The 18436-nt window shown below is 72.2% G+C and carries 17 protein-coding genes and 1 pseudogene; 12 read left to right on the forward strand and 6 right to left on the reverse strand.

All coding sequences use genetic code 11. The annotated features are described in order from the left end of the window. Positions 1–35: 35 nt before the first annotated feature. Complete coding sequence (locus AB0J93_RS04680) at positions 36–4412, reverse strand: S8 family serine peptidase (RefSeq protein WP_363918154.1); 4377 nt, start codon at positions 4410–4412, stop codon at positions 36–38. 289 nt (positions 4413–4701) lie between these two features. On the opposite strand from AB0J93_RS04680, the gene AB0J93_RS04685 reads away from it, so the two are divergent. Then, positions 4702–5241: a winged helix-turn-helix domain-containing protein gene (locus tag AB0J93_RS04685; RefSeq protein WP_363918156.1), complete on the forward strand. Its 540-nt coding sequence runs from the start codon at positions 4702–4704 to the stop codon at positions 5239–5241. A 12-nt stretch (positions 5242–5253) separates the two neighbouring features. Next, positions 5254–6114, forward strand: coding sequence for a hypothetical protein (locus tag AB0J93_RS04690; protein WP_363918158.1), 861 nt, complete (start codon positions 5254–5256; stop codon positions 6112–6114). 34 nt (positions 6115–6148) lie between these two features. Here AB0J93_RS04690 and AB0J93_RS04695 read toward each other — a convergent pair whose 3' ends face one another. The 3 genes from AB0J93_RS04695 to AB0J93_RS04705 all read right to left on the reverse strand — a co-directional run bounded on the left by AB0J93_RS04695 (position 6149) and on the right by AB0J93_RS04705 (position 9046). Continuing rightward, the gene (locus AB0J93_RS04695) at positions 6149–8200 is read right to left on the reverse strand and encodes a glycogen debranching N-terminal domain-containing protein (protein WP_363918160.1); all 2052 of its coding nucleotides are present in this window, start codon (positions 8198–8200) and stop codon (positions 6149–6151) included. After that, the gene (locus AB0J93_RS04700) at positions 8197–8577 is read right to left on the reverse strand and encodes an SCP2 sterol-binding domain-containing protein (RefSeq protein WP_363918162.1); all 381 of its coding nucleotides are present in this window, start codon (positions 8575–8577) and stop codon (positions 8197–8199) included. Before AB0J93_RS04700 ends, AB0J93_RS04695 begins: the two co-directional genes overlap by 4 nt. A gap of 94 nt (positions 8578–8671) precedes the next feature. Beyond that, positions 8672–9046, reverse strand: coding sequence for a DsrE family protein (locus tag AB0J93_RS04705; RefSeq protein WP_210824810.1), 375 nt, complete (start codon positions 9044–9046; stop codon positions 8672–8674). A 12-nt stretch (positions 9047–9058) separates the two neighbouring features. Between AB0J93_RS04705 and mtfM the strand changes: the two genes are divergently transcribed. Together mtfM and AB0J93_RS04715 are read left to right on the forward strand one after the other, a co-directional pair. Continuing rightward, positions 9059–9163, forward strand: coding sequence for a small membrane protein MtfM (gene mtfM, locus AB0J93_RS04710; RefSeq protein ID WP_046570768.1), 105 nt, complete (start codon positions 9059–9061; stop codon positions 9161–9163). Positions 9164–9285: 122 nt separating this feature from the next. After that, positions 9286–9888 (forward strand): FABP family protein, encoded by a 603-nt coding sequence (locus AB0J93_RS04715; protein ID WP_363918165.1) that lies wholly within the window; start codon positions 9286–9288, stop codon positions 9886–9888. 105 nt (positions 9889–9993) lie between these two features. Here the strand turns inward: AB0J93_RS04715 and AB0J93_RS04720 are convergent, their stop codons facing one another. After that, positions 9994–10842 (reverse strand): aminotransferase class IV, encoded by an 849-nt coding sequence (locus AB0J93_RS04720; RefSeq protein ID WP_363918167.1) that lies wholly within the window; start codon positions 10840–10842, stop codon positions 9994–9996. 68 nt (positions 10843–10910) lie between these two features. Here AB0J93_RS04720 and AB0J93_RS04725 point away from each other — a divergent pair, with 68 nt between their 5' ends. The 4 genes from AB0J93_RS04725 to AB0J93_RS04740 all read left to right on the forward strand — a co-directional run bounded on the left by AB0J93_RS04725 (position 10911) and on the right by AB0J93_RS04740 (position 14489). Then, a complete protein-coding gene (locus tag AB0J93_RS04725; protein WP_363918169.1) occupies positions 10911–11339 on the forward strand; it encodes a Fur family transcriptional regulator in 429 nt (142 codons plus the stop codon). Beyond that, positions 11336–12448 carry a folate-binding protein gene (locus tag AB0J93_RS04730; RefSeq protein ID WP_363918171.1) on the forward strand — a complete coding sequence of 371 codons (1113 nt, stop codon included), beginning with the start codon at positions 11336–11338 and terminating at the stop codon, positions 12446–12448. The genes AB0J93_RS04725 and AB0J93_RS04730 overlap by 4 nt, the downstream gene beginning before the upstream one ends. Before the next feature lie 160 nt (positions 12449–12608). Continuing rightward, positions 12609–13436, forward strand: coding sequence for a 3-keto-5-aminohexanoate cleavage protein (locus tag AB0J93_RS04735; protein ID WP_363918173.1), 828 nt, complete (start codon positions 12609–12611; stop codon positions 13434–13436). A gap of 93 nt (positions 13437–13529) precedes the next feature. After that, positions 13530–14489, forward strand: coding sequence for an asparaginase (locus tag AB0J93_RS04740; protein WP_363918175.1), 960 nt, complete (start codon positions 13530–13532; stop codon positions 14487–14489). Between the two features lie 190 nt (positions 14490–14679). On the opposite strand, the gene AB0J93_RS04745 is transcribed toward AB0J93_RS04740, so the two are convergent. Next, on the reverse strand, positions 14680–15477 hold the full coding sequence (locus tag AB0J93_RS04745) for an alpha/beta hydrolase (RefSeq protein WP_363918177.1): 798 nt from the start codon (positions 15475–15477) through the stop codon (positions 14680–14682). A 111-nt stretch (positions 15478–15588) separates the two neighbouring features. Between AB0J93_RS04745 and AB0J93_RS04750 the strand changes: the two are divergent. The 4 genes and pseudogenes from AB0J93_RS04750 to AB0J93_RS04765 form a co-directional block, all read left to right on the forward strand. Beyond that, positions 15589–16116: pseudogene (locus tag AB0J93_RS04750) on the forward strand (helix-turn-helix transcriptional regulator); the annotation flags it as partial. A gap of 131 nt (positions 16117–16247) precedes the next feature. Continuing rightward, the gene (locus tag AB0J93_RS04755; protein ID WP_363918179.1) at positions 16248–17024 is read left to right on the forward strand and encodes a hypothetical protein; all 777 of its coding nucleotides are present in this window, start codon (positions 16248–16250) and stop codon (positions 17022–17024) included. Positions 17025–17094: 70 nt separating this feature from the next. Then, positions 17095–17409, forward strand: a complete 315-nt coding sequence (locus AB0J93_RS04760) for a DUF2516 family protein (RefSeq protein WP_363918181.1) — start codon at positions 17095–17097, stop codon at positions 17407–17409. Further along, the gene (locus AB0J93_RS04765; RefSeq protein ID WP_363918183.1) at positions 17406–18293 is read left to right on the forward strand and encodes an alpha/beta hydrolase; all 888 of its coding nucleotides are present in this window, start codon (positions 17406–17408) and stop codon (positions 18291–18293) included. The genes AB0J93_RS04760 and AB0J93_RS04765 overlap by 4 nt, the downstream gene beginning before the upstream one ends. Positions 18294–18436 lie beyond the last annotated feature (143 nt).

The following is an 18436-nucleotide window of genomic DNA, read 5'->3' on the forward strand; positions in this document are numbered from 1 at the left end:
CCCGTGAGGGTCGGCGCCCCGCTGTGCGGGTGGGGTCAGATTCCGGTGGCTCTGGTGCAGGTGGAGGCGGGCTCCAGGGCGAAGTCGAGCGTGCCGACGATGCCCGCCTCGATGCGGTGGCGCTGCACCTGCGGCACCCAGCCGTCCTTGGCCACGATCACCTCGTAGCGGCCCTTCGGCAGCCACCAGGCGTAACGGCCGTTGCCGTCGGCCGTCAGGGTGGTTCCGGTGCCGGCCGAGATCAGGTTCACCCGTACCGTCGCCGGGATACCGACCGTGACGCCACCGCAGGTGGTGCCGGTGACGGTGCCCCGGATCTTGCCCCAGCTGGCCGGCGGCGACACGTTCATCTCCACCGAGACCGGCGTGACCGGGTAGGGGCTGTCGGAGGCGATGGCGAGTTCGCCCGCGTACCGACCGGGTTGGGCGACGCCCGCCGCCTCGGTGGCCGTCAGGGTGACGGTCACCGTCCTCGACTCGCCCGGTGCGAGGGTGAAGCTGGCCGGGGAACTGTCCAGCCAGGGCAGATCGGCCTCGGCTGCGCAAAGTTCCAGGCCACCGAGCCGCTCGCTGTCCGCGCTGCCCACGAAGGAGCTGGGCGACCCGCCGATCTTGTACGCGCCGCAGGTGGCGGCCCCCCGGTACCGGCTGAACTGGGCGTTGGGCAGGTCACGCCAGGCCCCGGTGACCGGGTCGAAGCCGACCGTACGGTTGGTGACCGCCGTCGATCCGTCGGTCACCCCGCCGGCCAGCACCAGCAGCCCGCCGGCTGCCGCGTACTGCGAGCCCCACAGCTCCAGCGGCAGCTCCGGCAGCGGACTCCAGCTGTCGGCAGCGGGGTCGTACCGGTAGGCGTCGGTGTACTCGGTGCTGCCCGTGCCGCCGGCACAGTAGACCGAGGCGCCGATCCCGCCGCAGGCCAACCACGACACCGGGTGTGGATAGGCGGCACCGGTGCTGAACGAGCCGGTCGCCGGGTCGAACACCACCAGTCCGTCGCTGTCGGTGCAGGTGGCGTCGGCGCAGCCGCCCACCAGGTACACCTTCCCGCCGACCACTGCCGAGCCGGCCGCCGCGACCGGGTCCGGGTTGGTCGCCCCCGGCAGGGTGCTCCACGTGCCGCTGGCCGGGTCGAACACGTCGACCGTGGCGACGGTGGCGTCGTCAGCGCCCCAGCCGCCGATCACGTAGAGCTTGCCGTCGACCGCCGCCGCAGCGGGCTTGGAGCGCACCGTCGGCAGGTCGGGCAGGGCGGTCCAGGCGCCCGGCGCGGGGTCGTACACCCATGCCTTGCGCTCGGTGCCGGTGCCACCGCCACCACCGACCGAATAGATCTTCCCGTCCAGCCAGGCGGCGGCGTTGTCGTAGATCGACGCCGGCAGTTTGGCGATCTCGCTCCACGCCTCGTCCTCGGCGGTGGCGGCCTGCGGTGTCGCTCCGCCGTACGCGGTGCCGGTGCGGGCCTTGCTGATCCCCTTCATCTTCTGCTGCCGCAGCGGCGCGCCGTCACGCCTGAGCAGTTCGAACTGGCCGGCGCGTTCCAGCAGGTCGATGCTGGCCGGCGCGGTACCGGTGTTGCGAACCGTCACCCGGGTGGTGCGGTTGCTGCCGTACGGCTGATGCGACTCGATCGACGTCGGACTGACCGTCAGTCGGCCGGCCGCGAGGGCGAAGTTCGCCCGCTTGACCCGGTCGGCGGTGACCGCCACCTCCTTGGTGACCGGCGTGTACGGGGTGCGGTCGGCGGTGAACGGGTGGGTGCCGGTGAGCCCGGAGAAGAGCCAGTAGAAGCCGTCCGGCTCGGCCGGGTCCTCGGGCGTGGCCGCCGAGACCGCCCGGTCCTCGGGGCGATGGTCGCTGGCCACCGTCACGCCGTTGAGCGGGTCACCGGTGTTGCGGTCGGTGGTGGTGCCGACCACCAGCCCGCCGGGCACGGGCGAGCACTCGCGGTTTACCACCTCCACGTCGTCCACCTGCCACCACCAGGCGAAGGTGCCCTTGAACCGGAAGCGGACCAACGCGGACGCGGCGTTCGCGGCCGGGTCGAGCGGTACCTCCTCGACCCGAGGGCCACGCCGGCTGGCGGTCTGGTGCCAGACGTTGGTCCAGTTGGCCCCGCCGTCGGTGGAAACGTCGATGTCGGCGGTGTCGCTGATGCCGACGGCCCGCCAGTCGCTGCGGAACCGCAGCACCGGTGCGGCCGTCGCGGACAGGTCGACCGGTGGGGCGATCAGGTCGGTGTCCTGCGTGTTGCCGGAGCCGAGGGCGTCGCTGTCGATGATGGCGAAGCCGCCGGTGCCGCCGGTGAGGTTGCCCCGGGAGCGGGGATCGTCAAAGACCCAGCCGCCGGAGTCCGTGCGGTTCTCCACCCGCCAGCCGGGCGGCGCGCTCGTGCCGTCGAAGCTCTCGGTGAGCAGCGGCGTGCCGAACTGTGCCGTGTAGCCGGCGGCGGTGCAGGCGGCGTCGACGGGTACCGCCACATTGACCTTGGTGGCGTCGCCGCCCACCGCCACCTCACGGATGATGGTGCGGTAGCCCGGGTACCGGGCGGTCACGGTCATCCGGTACGAGGTGTTGCCGGGCAGGGTGACGGAATAGCGGCCGGTCACCGGGTCGGTGAAGACGGGATCGCCGGGCCGACCCGCCACCTCGATCTTGGCGTACAGCGGCCAGCCGTGGCCGGAACCGTCGGTGACCTTTCCACTCACCGTGACCGCCGGGGTGGCCAGCAGGGCGAAGTCCCGGGTGACGGTGCCACCGTCGGGCACCGTGACGGTCGCCGACTCGTCGGCGTAGCCGAAGGCGCTGACCGAGAGCGTGATCTCGCCGGCCGGCAGGGTGAGCGCGTACCGGCCGTCGGTGTCGGTGGTGGTGCTGCGGGTGCCGTCGGTCACCGTCGCGCCGGACAGCGGGTCGTCGTCACCGGAGTCGGTGACCACCCCGGTGACCCGGCCGACCGGTCCACGGGGTGCGTCCCGCACCGCCGCGTACGCGTCGAGCCGTCCCTCCCCGAAGACGTTGTTGTCGGCCGGCGTGCCGCCGCAGGTGGTGGCGTCGACATCGCGGGCCGTCCGGTCCAGCAACTCCTCGGTCGCGGCCAGGTCCCCGCGCAGTCCGGGTGCGGCCGCCCAGAGCAGTGCCACCGTGCCGGCCACGTGCGGCGCGGCCATCGAAGTGCCGCTGAACGAGGCGTATCCGCCGCTGGGGACGCTGGACCGGACGCTGCTGCCGGGGGCGGCGATGTTCGGCTTCAGCGGGTCGGTTCCGGAGCCGCGCCCGGAGAAACCGGCGATCACGTTGTTCACGTCGTACGCGCCGACGGCGTACGCGTCGGTGTAGTCACCCGGTGAGCCGGCGCTGCCACAGGCCGGACCGTCGTTACCGGAGGAGAAGACGGGGAAGATGCCGGCGGCCCGCCAGGCGGTCACGGTCTGCTGGTACCAGGGGTCACCACCGTCACCGCCCCAGGAGTTGTTCACGATGTCGGGCCGCAGGTCCGGCCGGGGGTTCTGGCCGTTGGCGTCGGTGGGGGCGAGCACCCACTGACCGGCGGCGAGCAGCGAGGCGTCGGAGCAGTCGTCCGACTCGCAGCCCTTGGCGGCGATCCACTTCGCGCCGGGGGCGACGCCGATCTGGTTGCCCGCACCGTCGTCACCGACCATGGTGCCCATGGTGTGGGTGCCGTGGTCGTTGTTGTCGCAGGGCGCGGTGCCGGCGCACACGCCGGCCGGGTCGAACCAGTTGTACGCGTGGTCGAAGCTGCCACCGCCGAGGTTGCCCCGGTAGGAGCCGACGAGGGCGGCGTGGTCGTAGCGCACGCCACTGTCAATGTTGGCCACCACGACGCCTTCGCCGCGGGCACCGAACTCGTCCCACACCCGTGGTGCGCCGATGTTGGTCAGTCCCCATTCGACGGCGGCGGTACGCGCCCGAGCGGTCTCGGTCGCGGTGGGCCGGACCAGCGGGTAGCTGCGGCTCGGCTCGATCCGGGCCACCTCGGGCCGGCGGGCGATCTCGTCGAGCAGTGCCTTGTCGCCCTCGACCCGCACCGCGTTGGCGATCCAGTACGCGGTGTGCGGCACCTTGCGCTCGTCGAGCAGCGTACGCAGGTCGCGTTGGGTGCGGGTGGCCGTGGTGGTGAGCAGGCGGTGCACCTCACCGGCCCGGGCGTCGGGGTCACGCATCCGGCTGGCCTGCGCCAACGGCGCGGTGTCGGCCAGATAGACCAGGAACGGTGCGGTCGACGTGGTGCCGAGCTGGTCGAGCAGCGCCGGGTCGACGGCGGCCCGGTGCGCCACCGGCGGTTGGGCCGGCGCGGCGAGCGCGGGCTGGCCGGTGACGCCCAGCACGGCAGCGGTCAGCACCGCCACCGCCCGCCATCGTGGCGACCGGGTGGATGGTCGTGTGAACAAGGTTCCTCCCCACGTCGTCGGTCCCGATCCGTTCGGGCCCGCACACCCGCGCGCCGCGACGCGGCTGCGCGCAGCGGCCGGGGCGATGTGGGTGGCCGGTGGTGGTGCCTCCGCCCGCTGAAAGTCATGCTCTTGCCCCGACCGTCGGTGATCAATGGACGGCGTCGGTCAGTACTCGGTCAGTGACGAGGCGCGATCCTGACCGTTAGGCTGAAACTGGGCGCCATCGGTGACCGTCACTGGCGATCGGTGGGAGTCTCAGGTCAGGGGTGCCCTTGGGGGAGGCATCGTGTCCAGTTCAGAGTTTCCGATCCTGGTCTGCGTCAGCTCCGACGCCACCGTCCGGCAGCGCGTGGTGCAGCGACTGGAGGGTGTCGGGCCGGTGGTGATCTGCGCAGACCTCGCCCAACTGCGGGCGGTGTTCCCCGCCCCGTCGGCGGAGCCGGGCGAGCCCGGCGACGAGCCCGCCGAACGTCCCGCGGACCGTCCGGCGACCTGGGGGGACCTGATGGTCGACCGGGCAGGTCACCTGGTCACCTGGCGCGGTGCGCCGCTGGGGCTGACCCGTACCGAGCGGGAACTGTTGGCTCGCCTGGTCAGTCCACCCGTCACGGTGTGGAGCTACGAGCGGCTGTTCGCCTCCGTCTGGGGCGGCGCCTACCTCGGCGACACCGCGATCCTGCACTCAGCGGTGAAGCGGCTGCGTCGCAAGCTGCGGACGTTGCCCGACGGGCCGCAGGTGCAGACCGTACGCGGTGTCGGTTACCGGCTGAGCGTGCCGCCGGAGGCCGGCGACGGGCGTCCCGACGGGCGGTCGCACCAGGCGTGACACGATGGCCGGGTGAGCAACGCCGTCCACACCGGGTATCCCCCACCGACCGGTCCCCGACCACCGGCCGCCGGCCCCCGGTGGCCGCGCTGGCTGATCGCGGTGACGGCGGTCTGGGCGCTGCTGCTGGCCGGCCTCACCTGGATTTCGTCGGACGGAGATCCGCCGACCGTCCGGGAACAACGCACCCTCACGCAGGCCGGGCCGGTGGTCGATGGCGCGATCGGTGAAATCGTGGCGGCGGCTGGCGGCGGTGTGCCGGCGCTGGTCCCACCGGAGGTCGACCGGGGCTGCCGGATCAGCCCGTTCGCCGACGGCGCGACGCTGACCCGCGCGGTCGATCTGGCCGCGCCGGCCGGCGAGGAGCAGGCTCTGCTGCAGCAGGTCGCCGACCGGCTGCCCGCGCGGTGGCGGGCCGGTGTCCGGCTCACCCCCGACGGTCCCCGCCTGCGCGGCGACGCGGGCGAGTTCGTCACCGTGACCGGGCGGCCGGCGACCGACGGCCGGATCCGGTTCATCGTCGACACCGGGTGCCGTCCGGTGGGCGACGACTACGACAGCGCCGGGTCCGCCCAGGGCGGCCCCGAGCTCGGCGCGCTGACCGAGGCGGTGCGCGCGCTGAACGGCAGCGCCGGCGACCCGGAGTGGGTGGTGAGCGCCCCCTGCCCCGACGGCGGCGTGACCCGTACGATCCGCTCCGTCGTCGATCAGCTGGCCACGGCGCCGCAGGCCGCGCTCGCGCCGCTGGCCGGCGGCACACCGGTGGTGGAAACCCCGCAGGTGTACGCCTACCGGCGCGACGGCGTCGCGGTGCTGGCCGACTTCCAGCCGGAACAGGTGGTGGTCTCCGCGACGACGGGTTGCGCCGGCTGAGCCCCGCCACCTCGCCGCCGAAGCAGGCTGTCGCTCATGACGGTCGGCTCGGCCCCTCGTCGCGGCTGCGGCCCAGCGCGTCCACCCGGCCCCACCGACCGGGGATGTCCAACAGTTCCACCCGGCCCATCCCGGCCGGCACGTACGGGTCGATGATCAGGTGCTCGCCCTGCGGTTCGAGCCCGAGCATCACCCGCAGCAGCAGCAGCGGGGTGCCCGCCGACCAGGCCTGCGGGCTGCATGCGGTCGGATACTCCACCGGGTAGTCGGTCAGGTCACGTTCGTAGCCGGCGAAGGCCTCCGGGAGCCGGCCGAAGAAGTAGCGGGACGCCGCGAACATCGACTCGCAGATCCGACCCGCCTCCTCCCGCAGACCGTACTTCCACAGACCCCACGCGATGATCGAATTGTCGAACGGCCAGACGGTGCCGACGTGGTAGCCGATCGGGTTGTAGCGACCCTGGTCGTCGGCGAGGGTACGGACGCCCCAGCCGGAGAAGAGCCGGGGACCGAGCAGATGTTCGGCGACCCGCTGGGCCCGGGAATCGTCGACGATGCCGCTCCAGAGCAGGTGTCCGATGTTGGAACTGAGCGCGTCGACCGGGCTGCCGTCGGAGTCCAGGGCGAGCGCGTAGTACTCCTTGTCCGGCAGCCAGAAGTCCCGGTTGAAGCGTTCCTTCAACTCGGCGGCCTCGCGTTCCAGCCGGTCGGCGTAGACCGGGTCGTTCCAGCACAGGCGGGCCAGCCGGGCGCCGCGCAGCTTGGCGTCGTAGGCGTAGCCCTGCAACTCGCAGGTCGCCCGGGGGAAGCTCGGCAGCCGGCCGTCGGAGTAGCAGATCGCGTCCCAGGAGTCCTTCCAGCACTGGTTCTCCAGGCCGGCCTTGGGGTTGCGGGTCTGGTACCAGACGTACCCGGTGCCGAGCAGGTCCCCGTACGTGTCGATCCAGGTCAGCGCGCCCCGTACCGAGGCCTCCAAGCGTTTGACCAACTCGACGTCGCCGGTCCACCGCTCGTACTCGTCGAGCAGGATCACGAACAGGGCGCTCGAGTCGGCCGCGCCGTAGTAGGGCGAGTGGGGCTGCTCCTCGAAGCCGGCCGTCTCCCCGTAGCGCAACTCGTGCAGGATCTTTCCCGGCTCCTCGTCGCGGAAGTCGTCCACCCGGTGGCCCTGGAGCCCGGCCAGCATGGTCAACGTCGGTGGGATCAGTTCCGGCACGAACGGCAGCACCTGAAGTGAGGTGAAGATGCTGTCCCGGCCGAACAGCGTCATGAACCACGGCAGGCCGGCGGCCATCAGGCGAACGCCGAGCGCGATCGACTCGTACCGCAGTGCGGCCAGGTCGTTCAGGCTGCGGCGGTACGCCCCGGCCATCGGTTCGCAGTCGCAGCCCAGCTTGGGCGCCCGGGCGACGAACTCGGCGTGTTCCGCCTCGATCGCCGCGGTCGTCCGGTTGCCCGCGAAGGGCAGCAGGGAGCGGACGTCCTGACCGCGGGCACCGTAGATGGTGACGGTGACCGTCAATCGGGTGGTCCACTCGCCGTGCGGCGCGATCCGGATCGGAAAGGTCATGCCCCGGCGGTCGACCTGGGCGGCGGCGCTGCTCTCGATCGTCGTCTCGCGGTGGAACGCGTCCCGCCGGTAGGTCAGCCGCAGCGAGTTCTCGCCGGGCGCGGCGGTGTTGTGCCCCTTTTTACTCTGGGTGTCCTTGATCTCGAAGATGTCCGCGAAGTCGGCGGCAATCTCCAGCCGGACGGTGAAGCTCATCTCCTGCCCGGAGTGGTTGAGCACGGTCAGTTCCTCGGACAGGTCGCCGCTGATCGCTCGACTCCTGATTATCGAGACCTTCGCGTCCAGGAAGTGGGTCGGCTCGCCCGGCACCAGGAAGTAGCGGGTCCGGTGGGACTCGGTGTCGTCGATGGAGAGGGCGTGCAGCCGTTCACCGTCGATCAGCAGTAGCCAGGTGGACAGGAAACGGGTGTCGAAGGCGAACAACCCGGTGGGGAAGTCCAGCGACGGCTCGACGTCCCCACGGCGGTCGCTGACCAGGAAGGTGTTGCCGTCAAGGATGCTGACCAGTTCCTTCACCGGGTCCACCTGGCGTGCTCGCGGGCGACCTCGCGCGGGTCGCGGGTGCCGGGTGCGGACGGAAAGAATCGGCGGAAGGCGAGAAAGAGCACCGGGTCTCCGCGGAAGGTGCTCTCGTTGCGGAACACCGCGGAGATCGCCTGCGCGCGTCCGGTGACCAGCCGGTCGAAGAGATTCACGCCGCAGTACCAGGTGGCGTCACCCGGATCCGCGCCCTGGCTGACCTCGGCGGCTCCCGGCCGCATCCGGACCAGCCAGTGCTCGGTGCGGTGCCCGTCGGACAGGTCGATGCGCAGCGTTCCCGCGACCGGGGAACGCAGCACCTCCGGGGCGCGGGCCGGCAGGGTCGCGAAGAACTGCTGGGTGGCCTCGGTCACAACCGAATCGTAGGCATTCGCCCGCCTTGTCGGGCGGGTTCCGTCGCCTTCCCGGACAGGACCCGGCGAGCCTGCCCGGGCACTGTCCGGCGAGTCAGTAGACGAGCGCCTGCGCGCCCTCGGCCATCGTCTCCTCGACGAAGACGGCCGCCCCGGCGATCCGTACCCCGGGGATCACGTCACCGGAGTCGATGTCCCGGCGAGCGGCGCACTGGGTACAGGCCGTCACCGTGCCGGTGGCGAGGATCACGTGCAGCAACTCGGCCAGCGGGGCCGAGTGCGGCAGTTCGAAGTTCTGCGCCCGGCCGGGCAACGCGAACCAGGTCGACTCCCCGGTCAGCCAGAGTGAGACGGGCACCCCGGCGGCGGCTGCGGTGGCCGCCACGGTGAACGCCTGGGCGCACCGTTCCGGTGCGTCGGCGCCGGCGGTGGCCTTGACGACGAGAGTGCGGGCCATGCCTGCCAGCATAGGATGGCCCGGATGGTCACCGAGATCGGGTTCGTCAGCCTGCTGGTCGCCGGCCTGGGCGCGCTCGCCGGTGGCCTGGTCTACCTGGCGGTACGCATATCGAGAGGCAAGTGGTGATCCGGTGAGTGCGAGGAGTGAGCCGGTTTTGCGAGCCCCGCAGTCGCGAACGAAGGTGGTCCGGTGAGTGCGAGGAGTGAGCCGGTTTTGCGAGCCCCGCAGTCGCGAACGAAGGTGGTCCGGTGAGTGCGAGGAGTGACGACAATCCGTTGGCGCCGCCGCCCTGGCTGAACGCGCCGCCGGTGGAGGCGTACCCCTTCGAGGAGAGCCACGACCTGCGGGTCGGTCCGAAGCTGCACCCCACGCTCGACGGCCTGCTGCCGTACATCGGTGTGTGGCGAGGTCGGGGGCGGGGTGGCTACCCCACCATCGAGGACTTCGACTTCGCCCAGGAGATCCGGATCAGCCACGACGGGCGGCCGTTCCTGCACTACGAGTCGCGGGCGTGGATCCTCGACGCGCAGAGCCGTCCGGTGCGGCCGGCCGGCCGGGAGGTCGGCTGGTGGCGCCCGGTGCTTGACGGTGACCGGGCCACCGACGAGCTGGAGGCCCTGCTGACCACTCCCACCGGGGTGATGGAGCTGCACATCGGCCGGCGCAAGGGCACCCAGGTGGAGTTCGTCACCGACGCGGTCGTGCGCACCTCCACCGCCAAGGAGGTCACCGCCGGTCACCGCCTCTTCGGCATCGTCGAGGGTGCCCTCCTCTACGCGCAGGACATGGCCGCCGTCGGCCAGCCGTTGTCCCCGCACCTGTCCGCCCGCCTCACCCGGGTCGCCGGCTGATCCGCCTCGAACCGGGCCCGTTCGTGTGCCCCGCCGGGGCCTCGGCCGGGCCCGGTGGACGTGCTGGACCCCGCACCAGCTCCGGCGGGCCTCAGGAAACGCGGCCTACGGCAGCGGAAAGCCGAGCAACTCCTGCAACGCCCGGGTAAGCGGGCTGGGAGACAGCGGCTCACCGTCGAGGGTGCGCACTGCGACCAGGCCGCGTACCGACGAGGTGAGCCACACCCCGTCGGCCTCGCGCAGAGCCGCCGGGGTGACCATGCGTTCGGCGGCCCCGCAGCCGATGTCGGCGGCGTGGGCGAGCAGCCAGGCGACGGTGGTGCCGGGCAGGATTCCGGTGCGTCCGGCGGGCACCGTGCACAGCGTCTCCCCGGCCAGCCAGACGAGGTTGGCGGTCGGTCCCTCCAGGGCGTACCCGTCGGAGGAGATCCACAGCACGTCGTCCACGCCGGCCCGGGCGGCCCAGCGCCGGGCGGCGCTGCTCGCCCCGTACGACGTGGACTTGATGCCCACCGGCAGCCAGTCCAGTTCCGGACGGGCCTCGGCGGGCACCCCCAGGGAGAGGGTGGCCACGTGTACCCCGTCGTGCCGGGCCCGCCGGGCCGCGGGGGCGACCTCCGACAGGGTGGCGTACACGGTGGGCGGGCCGCCGCTCTCCGGCCCCCGGGTGCAGATCAGCCGCAGGGCGCCCTCCACCTCGGCCGGCCAATCGGCGGCGACCTGGTCAAGCAGCTCGACCAGGGCGGCGTCCGCCGGCAGGGTCAGTTCCACGGCGGCCGCGCCGATCCGCAGCCGGGCCAGGTGCTCCTGGCGCAGCCAGGCTCGCCCGTCGCGTAGGTGCATGGTCTCGAAGAGTCCGTCACCTCGCAGTACGCCGAGATCGTCGGCGCGCAGCACCGGCTCGTCGGCCGGCAGCCGCCCGCGACCCAGCACGCCGATCCGCGAGGTCACCACGGGGGCCGAGCATAGTGTGGTGCCGGTCGTGCCGGGAGGTACGCGCCCGGCCGAACTATGATCGGGGGGTGTCCGAATCCTCCCTCGCGGAACTGCTCCGCGCCCGTGGGCTGCGGCTGACGGCGCAACGACAGCTGATCCTCCAGGCGGTGCTGGACCTGGGGCACGCCACCCCTGAGCAGGTGCACACCGCCGTACGCGAGGTCGCCGCCGGGGTCAACATCACCACCATCTACCGCACGCTGGAGCTGCTGGAGCGGCTCGGCCTGGTCACCCACACCCACCTCTCGCACGGGTCGCCGACCTACCACGCCGCCGGTGAGGACCAACACGTGCACCTGGTCTGCCGCGAGTGCGGCGCGATCGACGAGATGGATCCGGAACTGATGCGTCCGCTCTCCGACCAACTGGCCGGGGAACGGGGCTTCCGGGTGGACATCGGGCACGTCTCCTTCTTCGGCTTGTGCGCGCGGTGCGGAGACGGGGAGCAGGCATGATCGACATCGCGGGCGCGGTGGCCGTGGAGAGCATCGACGAGGCCAGCCGGGACCAGCCGGAGCCGGCGCACGCCGTAGCCGGGGTGCGGGGCGTGGCCGCGCACTACGGCGACCCGATGCGCGAGCAGCGCCAGTTGGACACCGAGGTCGGCCTGGTGGACCGGTCCCACCGGGGCGTCGTCGCGGTGCCGGGTGCGGAGCGCATCTCCTGGCTGCACACCCTCACCACCCAGCACCTGGCCGAGTTGGGCCCCGGGCAGGGCACCGAACTCCTCGTGCTCTCGCCGCACGGCCACGTCGAACAGCACGCCATGGTGGCTGAGGACGGTGACACCATCTGGCTCGACACCGAGCCGGGGGCGACCGCGGGGCTGCTGACGTACCTGGAGAAGATGCGGTTCTTCAGCCAGGTCGACCCGCGCGACGCCACCGCCGAGCACGCGCTGCTGTCGCTGGTCGGGCCGAAGGCCGCCGAGGTGGTGGCCCTGCTCGACGTGCCGCCGCTCGCCGAGCCGGACGTGGTGGGGCTGCCCGGCCCGAAGTTCCGGTCCGGTGAGCTGCCGCCCCGCCCGACCGCCCGTTACGACGTGCAGCCGCTGCCGCAGGGCGGGTGGGCCCGGCGCGGCCCGCTCGGGGTGGACCTGCTGGTGCCCCGGCCCGCGATGGATCAGGTTGTCACGCGGCTGCGCGACAACGGGGTGCCCCCGGTCGGGCTGTGGGCGTACGAGGCGGTGCGGGTGGCCGCCCGGCGGGCCCGGGTCGGCGTCGACACCGACCACCGGACGATCCCCGCCGAGGTGAACCTGATCGCCCCGGCCGTGCACCTGGACAAGGGCTGCTACCGGGGGCAGGAGACGGTCGCCCGGGTGCACAACATGGGCCGTCCGCCGCGCCGACTGGTCCTGCTGCACCTCGACGGGGTGTCCACCGACCAGCTGCCGGTCGCCGGTACCCCGGTGACCCTGGAGGGCCGCACGGTCGGCTTCGTCGGCACGGCGGTGCTGCACCACGAGTTGGGCCAGGTCGCGCTCGCGGTGGTCAAGCGCTCGGTGCCCGACGATGCCGCGCTCCGCGTCGGCGACAGCGCCGCCGCCATCGACCCCGCGTAGAGCGTGTTCCCGGATCGGGCAGCCGCTGGCCGGACGGGCACCATCTTCCGGCCCGGCCGCCCGACGGCACGACCCGCGCCGGTGTCCCGGAGCCGGCGGTCGCCTGGTGCGGCTGCCCACCGACACCGCTGGTGGCAGCGGGCGCTCTAGGATCGCCGGCATGACGACAGGGACGTTGATCACGGTTGCCCCCACCGGCGCGGAGTCGGCGAAGGCCGAGGTGCCGGCGCTGCCGGTGACCCTCGACGAGCTGCTGCTCACGGCGAAGGAGTGCGAGGCGCTGGGTGCCTCCGTGATCCACGTGCACATCCGCGACGGCGAGGCGCGGCCGACCCTGGACAAGGGCCGGCTCCGGGCGACCGTGGCGTCGCTGCGGGAGAGCACCGATCTGATCGTGCAGCTGTCCACCGGCGGCGCGGTCACCGACCCGGAGGCCGACCGGCTCGCCGTGCTGGACGCGGCGCCGGACATGGCCTCCTGCACCATGGGTACGGTTAACTTCGGTGACGAGGTCTTCCTCAACCGCTGGGAGTTCGTCGTCGACCTGCACACCCGGATGCAGGAGCGAGGCATCGTGCCGGAGTACGAGATCTTCGATCTCGGCCACCTCAGCGCCCTCCAACGCCTGTTGGGGAAGTATGGCCTGCCGCACGGCGGCCACGTCCACGTCGACTTCGTGATGGGTGTGCCGGGAGGCATGCCGGGAACCACAGCGACGCTCGTCGCGGCCCAGCAGATGCTCCGGGATCTGCCGGAGGGCACCACGTTCTCGGCGACCGGCATCGGCCGTACCAGCCTTCCGGTGCTGCTGGCCGCGCTCTCCGCCGGCGGTCACCTGCGGGTCGGTATGGAGGACACGGTCACGTACGCGAAGGGCCGCCCGGTGGAGTCGAACATGCAGCTGGTCGCGCGTGCGGTCGGCTTCGCCCAACTCGCGCAGCGTCCACCGTTGAACACCGTCGAGGCCCGTGAGCTGCTCGGCCTGTAAGGCGCGAGTCGCCCGGCATTCTTTACGCCCGGAGGTGGAGTCCCTGCTCACCCCGGCGTGAGAGCGGCCGGACACCTGGGTACCGTCCACGTTGTGGGAAAGACGTACGAGGGCGGCGTACCGCTCGCCGAGGTGGTCCGGTCCGGCTTCGTGGAGGGCGTACACCGCGGCTCGGTGGTGGTGCTCGACAGCGCCGGCGCGCCGCTGGCCGTCGCGGGCGACGTCACCTCGCCGATCTTCCCGCGCTCGTCGAACAAGCCGATGCAGACGGTCGGGATGCTGCGCACCGGGCTGTCCCTGAGCGAGCCCGCCGACCTGGCCATCGTCTCGGCCAGCCACGCGGGGGAGGAGTTCCACCTGGCCAGGGTCGCCGGGCTGCTCGCGGGTGCCGGGCTCGGCGAGGACGCCCTGCACTGCCCGCCGGACCTGCCGGCCGGCGAGCTCGCCCGGATGGCGGTACTGCGGGCCGGCGGCGGCCCGACCCGGATCCAGATGAACTGCTCCGGCAAGCACGCCGGAATGCTGTTGACCTGCCGTGTCGCCGGCTGGCCGATGGAAGGCTACTGGCGGACCGACCATCCCCTTCAACTGCGGCTGCGCGACACGGTGGCGGAGTTCACCGGCGAGGAGGCGGTGGCCGTCGGCGTCGACGGCTGCGGCGCTCCGGTGCTGTCCGCGTCGTTGACCGGACTGGCCACGGCATACCTGCGGTTGGTCGCGGCCGAAGGTGACACCGGGGCGGGTCTGGTGGCCGACGCGATGCGGGCCCACCCGGAGGTGGTCGGCGGTACGCAGGCGGACGACACCCGGCTGATGCGTGGCGTACCCGGGCTGCTGGCGAAGATCGGCGCGGAGGGTGTCATCGCCGTGGCCTTGCCCGGGGTCGGCGCCGTGGCGCTGAAGATCGACGACGGCGCCGGCCGTGCCCGGATGCCGGTCCTGGTCTCGGCCCTGCGCCGGCTCGGTGTCGACGCGCCGGTGCTGGCGGAGTTCGCCGAGGTGCCGATCTTCGGCGGCGGCCTCCCCGTAGGCGCCACCCGCCCCCTCTGGTAACCCCACCCCACCCCACCCCTGCTCCACCCACCCCACCCACCCCACCCACCCCCACCGCCCGGTCGATCTTGCACTTTTCGTCCCCGCAAAGCGCACCGAAAGGGGCGTATCGGCGACCGAAAGTGCAAGATCGCGCGGGGCTGGGGTGGGGTGGGTGGTGGGTGGTGCGGGGGCGGGTGGGGGTGGGGAGTTAGGGGAGGAAGGTGAGGAGGGCGGGGTTGATCTGGGTGGGGTGTTCCAGGGGGAGTAGGTGGGCGGCGTTTGGTACGTCGGGTAGGCGTACTGCGTGTGGTGCCTCGGCGGCGATGCGATCGGCCAGGTGGCGGATGTCGGGCAGGTCCAGCGCGCCGGCCGCGACCAGGACGGGCATGGTCAGTTCGGAAAGCCGCCCGATGGCCGGCGGGTCGAGTTCGGCCACGTCCACCGCGCTGAGCGCCAACTCGGCGGCGAGTGCGCGTTCGTCCATCGCGGTGGCGAAGGCGACCAGCTCAGGGTCGACGTCGGTGGGCTCGCGTTCCGGGCCGACCACCCAGAACCGCACCTCACCCGCGGCCGTCGCGGCGAAATCCTCCGGGTCGACATCGCCGACCAGGGCCTCCCACAGATCGTTCGTCTGCTCCGACCATTCGTGGCCGGACACCGCGGTACCGAGCAGGGCGAGGGCGGTCACCCGGTGCGGGTGGGCGAGCGCGGTGTCGATCGCCACCGCCCCGCCGAAGGAGCAGCCGACCAGCGCCGCGTCGGCCAGTCCGAGGGCGTCGAGCAGGCCGACCACGTCGTCGTGGTGGGCGAACGCGCTCGGCGGCAGTTCGGACTCCCCGTAGCCGCGCAGGTCGAGGGTGATCACCCGGTGTCGGGTCGCGAGCGGGGCGATCTGGTCCCGCCACATCCGGCGGTCTGCGATCCCGGCGTGCAGCAGGACGACCGGAGATCCGCTGCCGGCCTCGTCGTACGCCAGTAGGGCTCCATTTACCTGGATCTTGGTCACCGCAGGACGGTACGAGCGGGCGTGAGGGGTCCGCAAGCCGGCGATGAGACATCGCTAACTCCGGCTAGCACTTTGCTTGCAGCTGCTAGCGGCGCGGGTTAGCGTTGAGTCATGGCCACTCCCAAGGACCTTCCCGACGTCGGCGGGTTCATTCGTGACCTGCGACGCAACGCGAAGATTTCGCTCCGGCAACTGGCCGAGCAGGCGGGGGTCAGCAACCCCTACCTCAGTCAGATCGAGCGCGGCCTGCGCCGGCCGAGCGCCGAGGTGCTTCAGCAACTCGCCAGCGCGCTGCGGGTCTCCACTCCGGCGATGTACCTGCGGGCCGGTCTGCTCGACGACAAGGAGGGCCAGGGTGTGCTTGCCGCCATCGCCGTCGATCCAGACCTGACGATGGCTCAGAAACAGTCCCTTACCCAGATCTACGAGACATTTCGCCGAGAGAACGCGCGACTGGCCGAAGCGACCGCGACGATGCCCGGCGCGAGCGGTGCGACCGCCAGCCCGGCCGCGGGCGACCAAACCGGCAGATTCGGCGCGACTGGCGAGGCCGGCACCTCCGACGCGGATGACGTCACCGCCCCCGACGTGGCCAATCTGGCCGCCACCGGACCCACCACTGCGGCGGGCACCCCGACCGAGGCGGTCCTCGAGTCGGTCGCCGTGACCGAAGCAGGTTCCGCTCCCGCCCCGAACAGCACCCCAGCCAGGAAGGCCGCCCGCAAGGTGGTCCGCAAGACCGCGACCGCGGTCCAGGAGGAGAAGTAGTCATGACCCAGCCGAAGACCAATCGCATCCCTGCCCCGATCTACGCTGCGGCCGGCGCAGGTGAACTGGCCCTACAGCAGCTGCGCAAACTGCCCACCGTGGTCGGTGAGCTGCGTGACCGCGTCGTCGCCGACGGTGGTCGGGTCGTCAACGAGCTCGGCGGCAAGGCCGTCGTCACCGGCTTCGAGCTGCGCCAGAAGGCCAACGACACGCTGCGCAACGCCAACCGGACGGCCGAGTCGCTGCGGCAGAAGGCCGCCCCGACGGCCGATCTGAACCGGCTCCGTGAGCACGCCGACCTGGCCAAGCTCCGCGAGGCTGCGGATCTCAACAAGCTTCGCGAGACGGCCGACCTGCACAAGCTGCGGGAAGCGGCCGACCTGGACCGACTGCGCGAGCTGGCCAGCCGCAACGCGGCGGTCGTCGTTGCCGGTGCCCAGGCCGCTCAGGAGCGGGCGCTGGCCGCGTACGGCGCGCTGGTGGCGCGGGGTGAGCGGGTCGTGGGCGCCGGTGTGCTGGAGGCCGCCGACACGGTGAACTCCGACATCGAGGCGACCGAGACGACCACGCCGACGGCGACCGTCGAGACGACCGCGACCGTCGGGAAGTCCGCACCGGCCGAGGTACCGAGCCCGGCCGAGGTGGCCGAGATCGTGGAGGCCAAGCCGGCCGCCGCGAAGAAGACCACCCGGGCGAAGTCGACCACCCGGCAGACCGGCGCCAAGCGGACCGACAGCCCGTCGGCGAAGCTTCCCCGGGGCACCAAGCGGAGCCAGTGAGTCAGCAGCCGGCGACCCCAGGACCGTCCTGCCGCCACGGATCCGGGGTCGCCGGCATAAGCTTGCCGTCATGGCCAACGCCGCGCCGATCTTCGTCTTCGACGTCCGCTACGTGATCGAGCTGATCCTGTTCGTCTTCGCACTGATCGTGCAGGGGGTGGCTCTCGTGCACGCCGTGACGCAGCGCTCCGATGCCTTCCCGGCCATCGGCACCCTGCCGAAGGGCGGCTGGATCGCGATCCTGGCGGTCACTCTCCTGCTCACCCTGCTCACCCGCTCCACCCTCAGCATCTTCGGGCTGATCGGTGTGGCGGCAGGTCTGATCTACCTGCTCGACGTCCGGGTCGGGCTACGCGACCTGGGCGACAACAGAGGGTCCTGGTGAGAGCCTTCCGCTGGCCACCACCGCCGGACGGCGGACCACGCACCTGGGGTCCCGGCCCGGGTGCCCCGCGTACCGGCCGGCCGCCGTTGCCCGATCCGGAAACCGAACTGATCGCCACCCCGCACGGCGTACGACTGGAGCGGCTGGTCACCGGCGTCGGTGACCCGGTCACCGTCTTCGCGCACGGGCTGGCCAACGGCATCGCCACCACCCGACCCTTCGGCAGCGGTGTCACCGGTCGTCGAATCTTCTTCCAGTTTCGTGGCCACGGGCGCTCCGACGCGCCCGACGGGCCGTGGAGCTACCTGGACCTGGCCCGCGACCTGCGGGCGATCGCCGACCTCGGCGGCGCGACGCGCGCCTTCGGGGCCAGCCTGGGCGCCGGTGCGCTGTGCCGCCTGCTCGCCGAGAGCCCGCAGCGGTTCGAGCGGCTCGTCTTCTTCCTGCCCGCAGCGCTCGACCGGCCGCGCGGACCGGTCGCCCGGGCGCGGCTGACCGAGCTGCTGTCGGCCGTGGAGAGCGGGGACGCCTCGGCGGTGGCGGAAGCCGTCTCCACCGAGCTGCCGCCGGCCGTACGCAACACGCCGGCTGGCTGGGCCTACCTGCGGCAACGGCTGGACCATCTGCTGCGCGACGGCCTCGCCGCCGGGCTGGTCGACCTGCCGGAGCAGGCGCCGTTGCCCGACGTCGGGGTGCTCGCCCGAGTGACCGCGCCGGCACTGGTCATCGCCGCCGAGGGCGACGACCTGCATCCGGTGGAGGTGGCCGAACAGCTCGCCGCCGCGCTGCCCCGGGCCACCCTGCACCGGTACGACCGCCCCGGTGTGCTCTGGACGGAACGCGCGGACCTGCGCGGGCGAATCTCCGACTTCCTCAACGGGTAGCCTCGCCTGCGATGGGCCGTCACGCCAGCATGCCGACCAGTTCGCTGTCCGGTCGGCTCCAGATCGACCTGCACGTCGGCCCAGAGGCCCGGGTCCACCCGTCCTCGGACATGGCCTTGACCTGCGCCGACCGCTGGCTACAC

The organism is Micromonospora sp. NPDC049374, from assembly GCF_040677165.1.
Lineage (GTDB): Bacteria > Actinomycetota > Actinomycetes > Mycobacteriales > Micromonosporaceae > Micromonospora.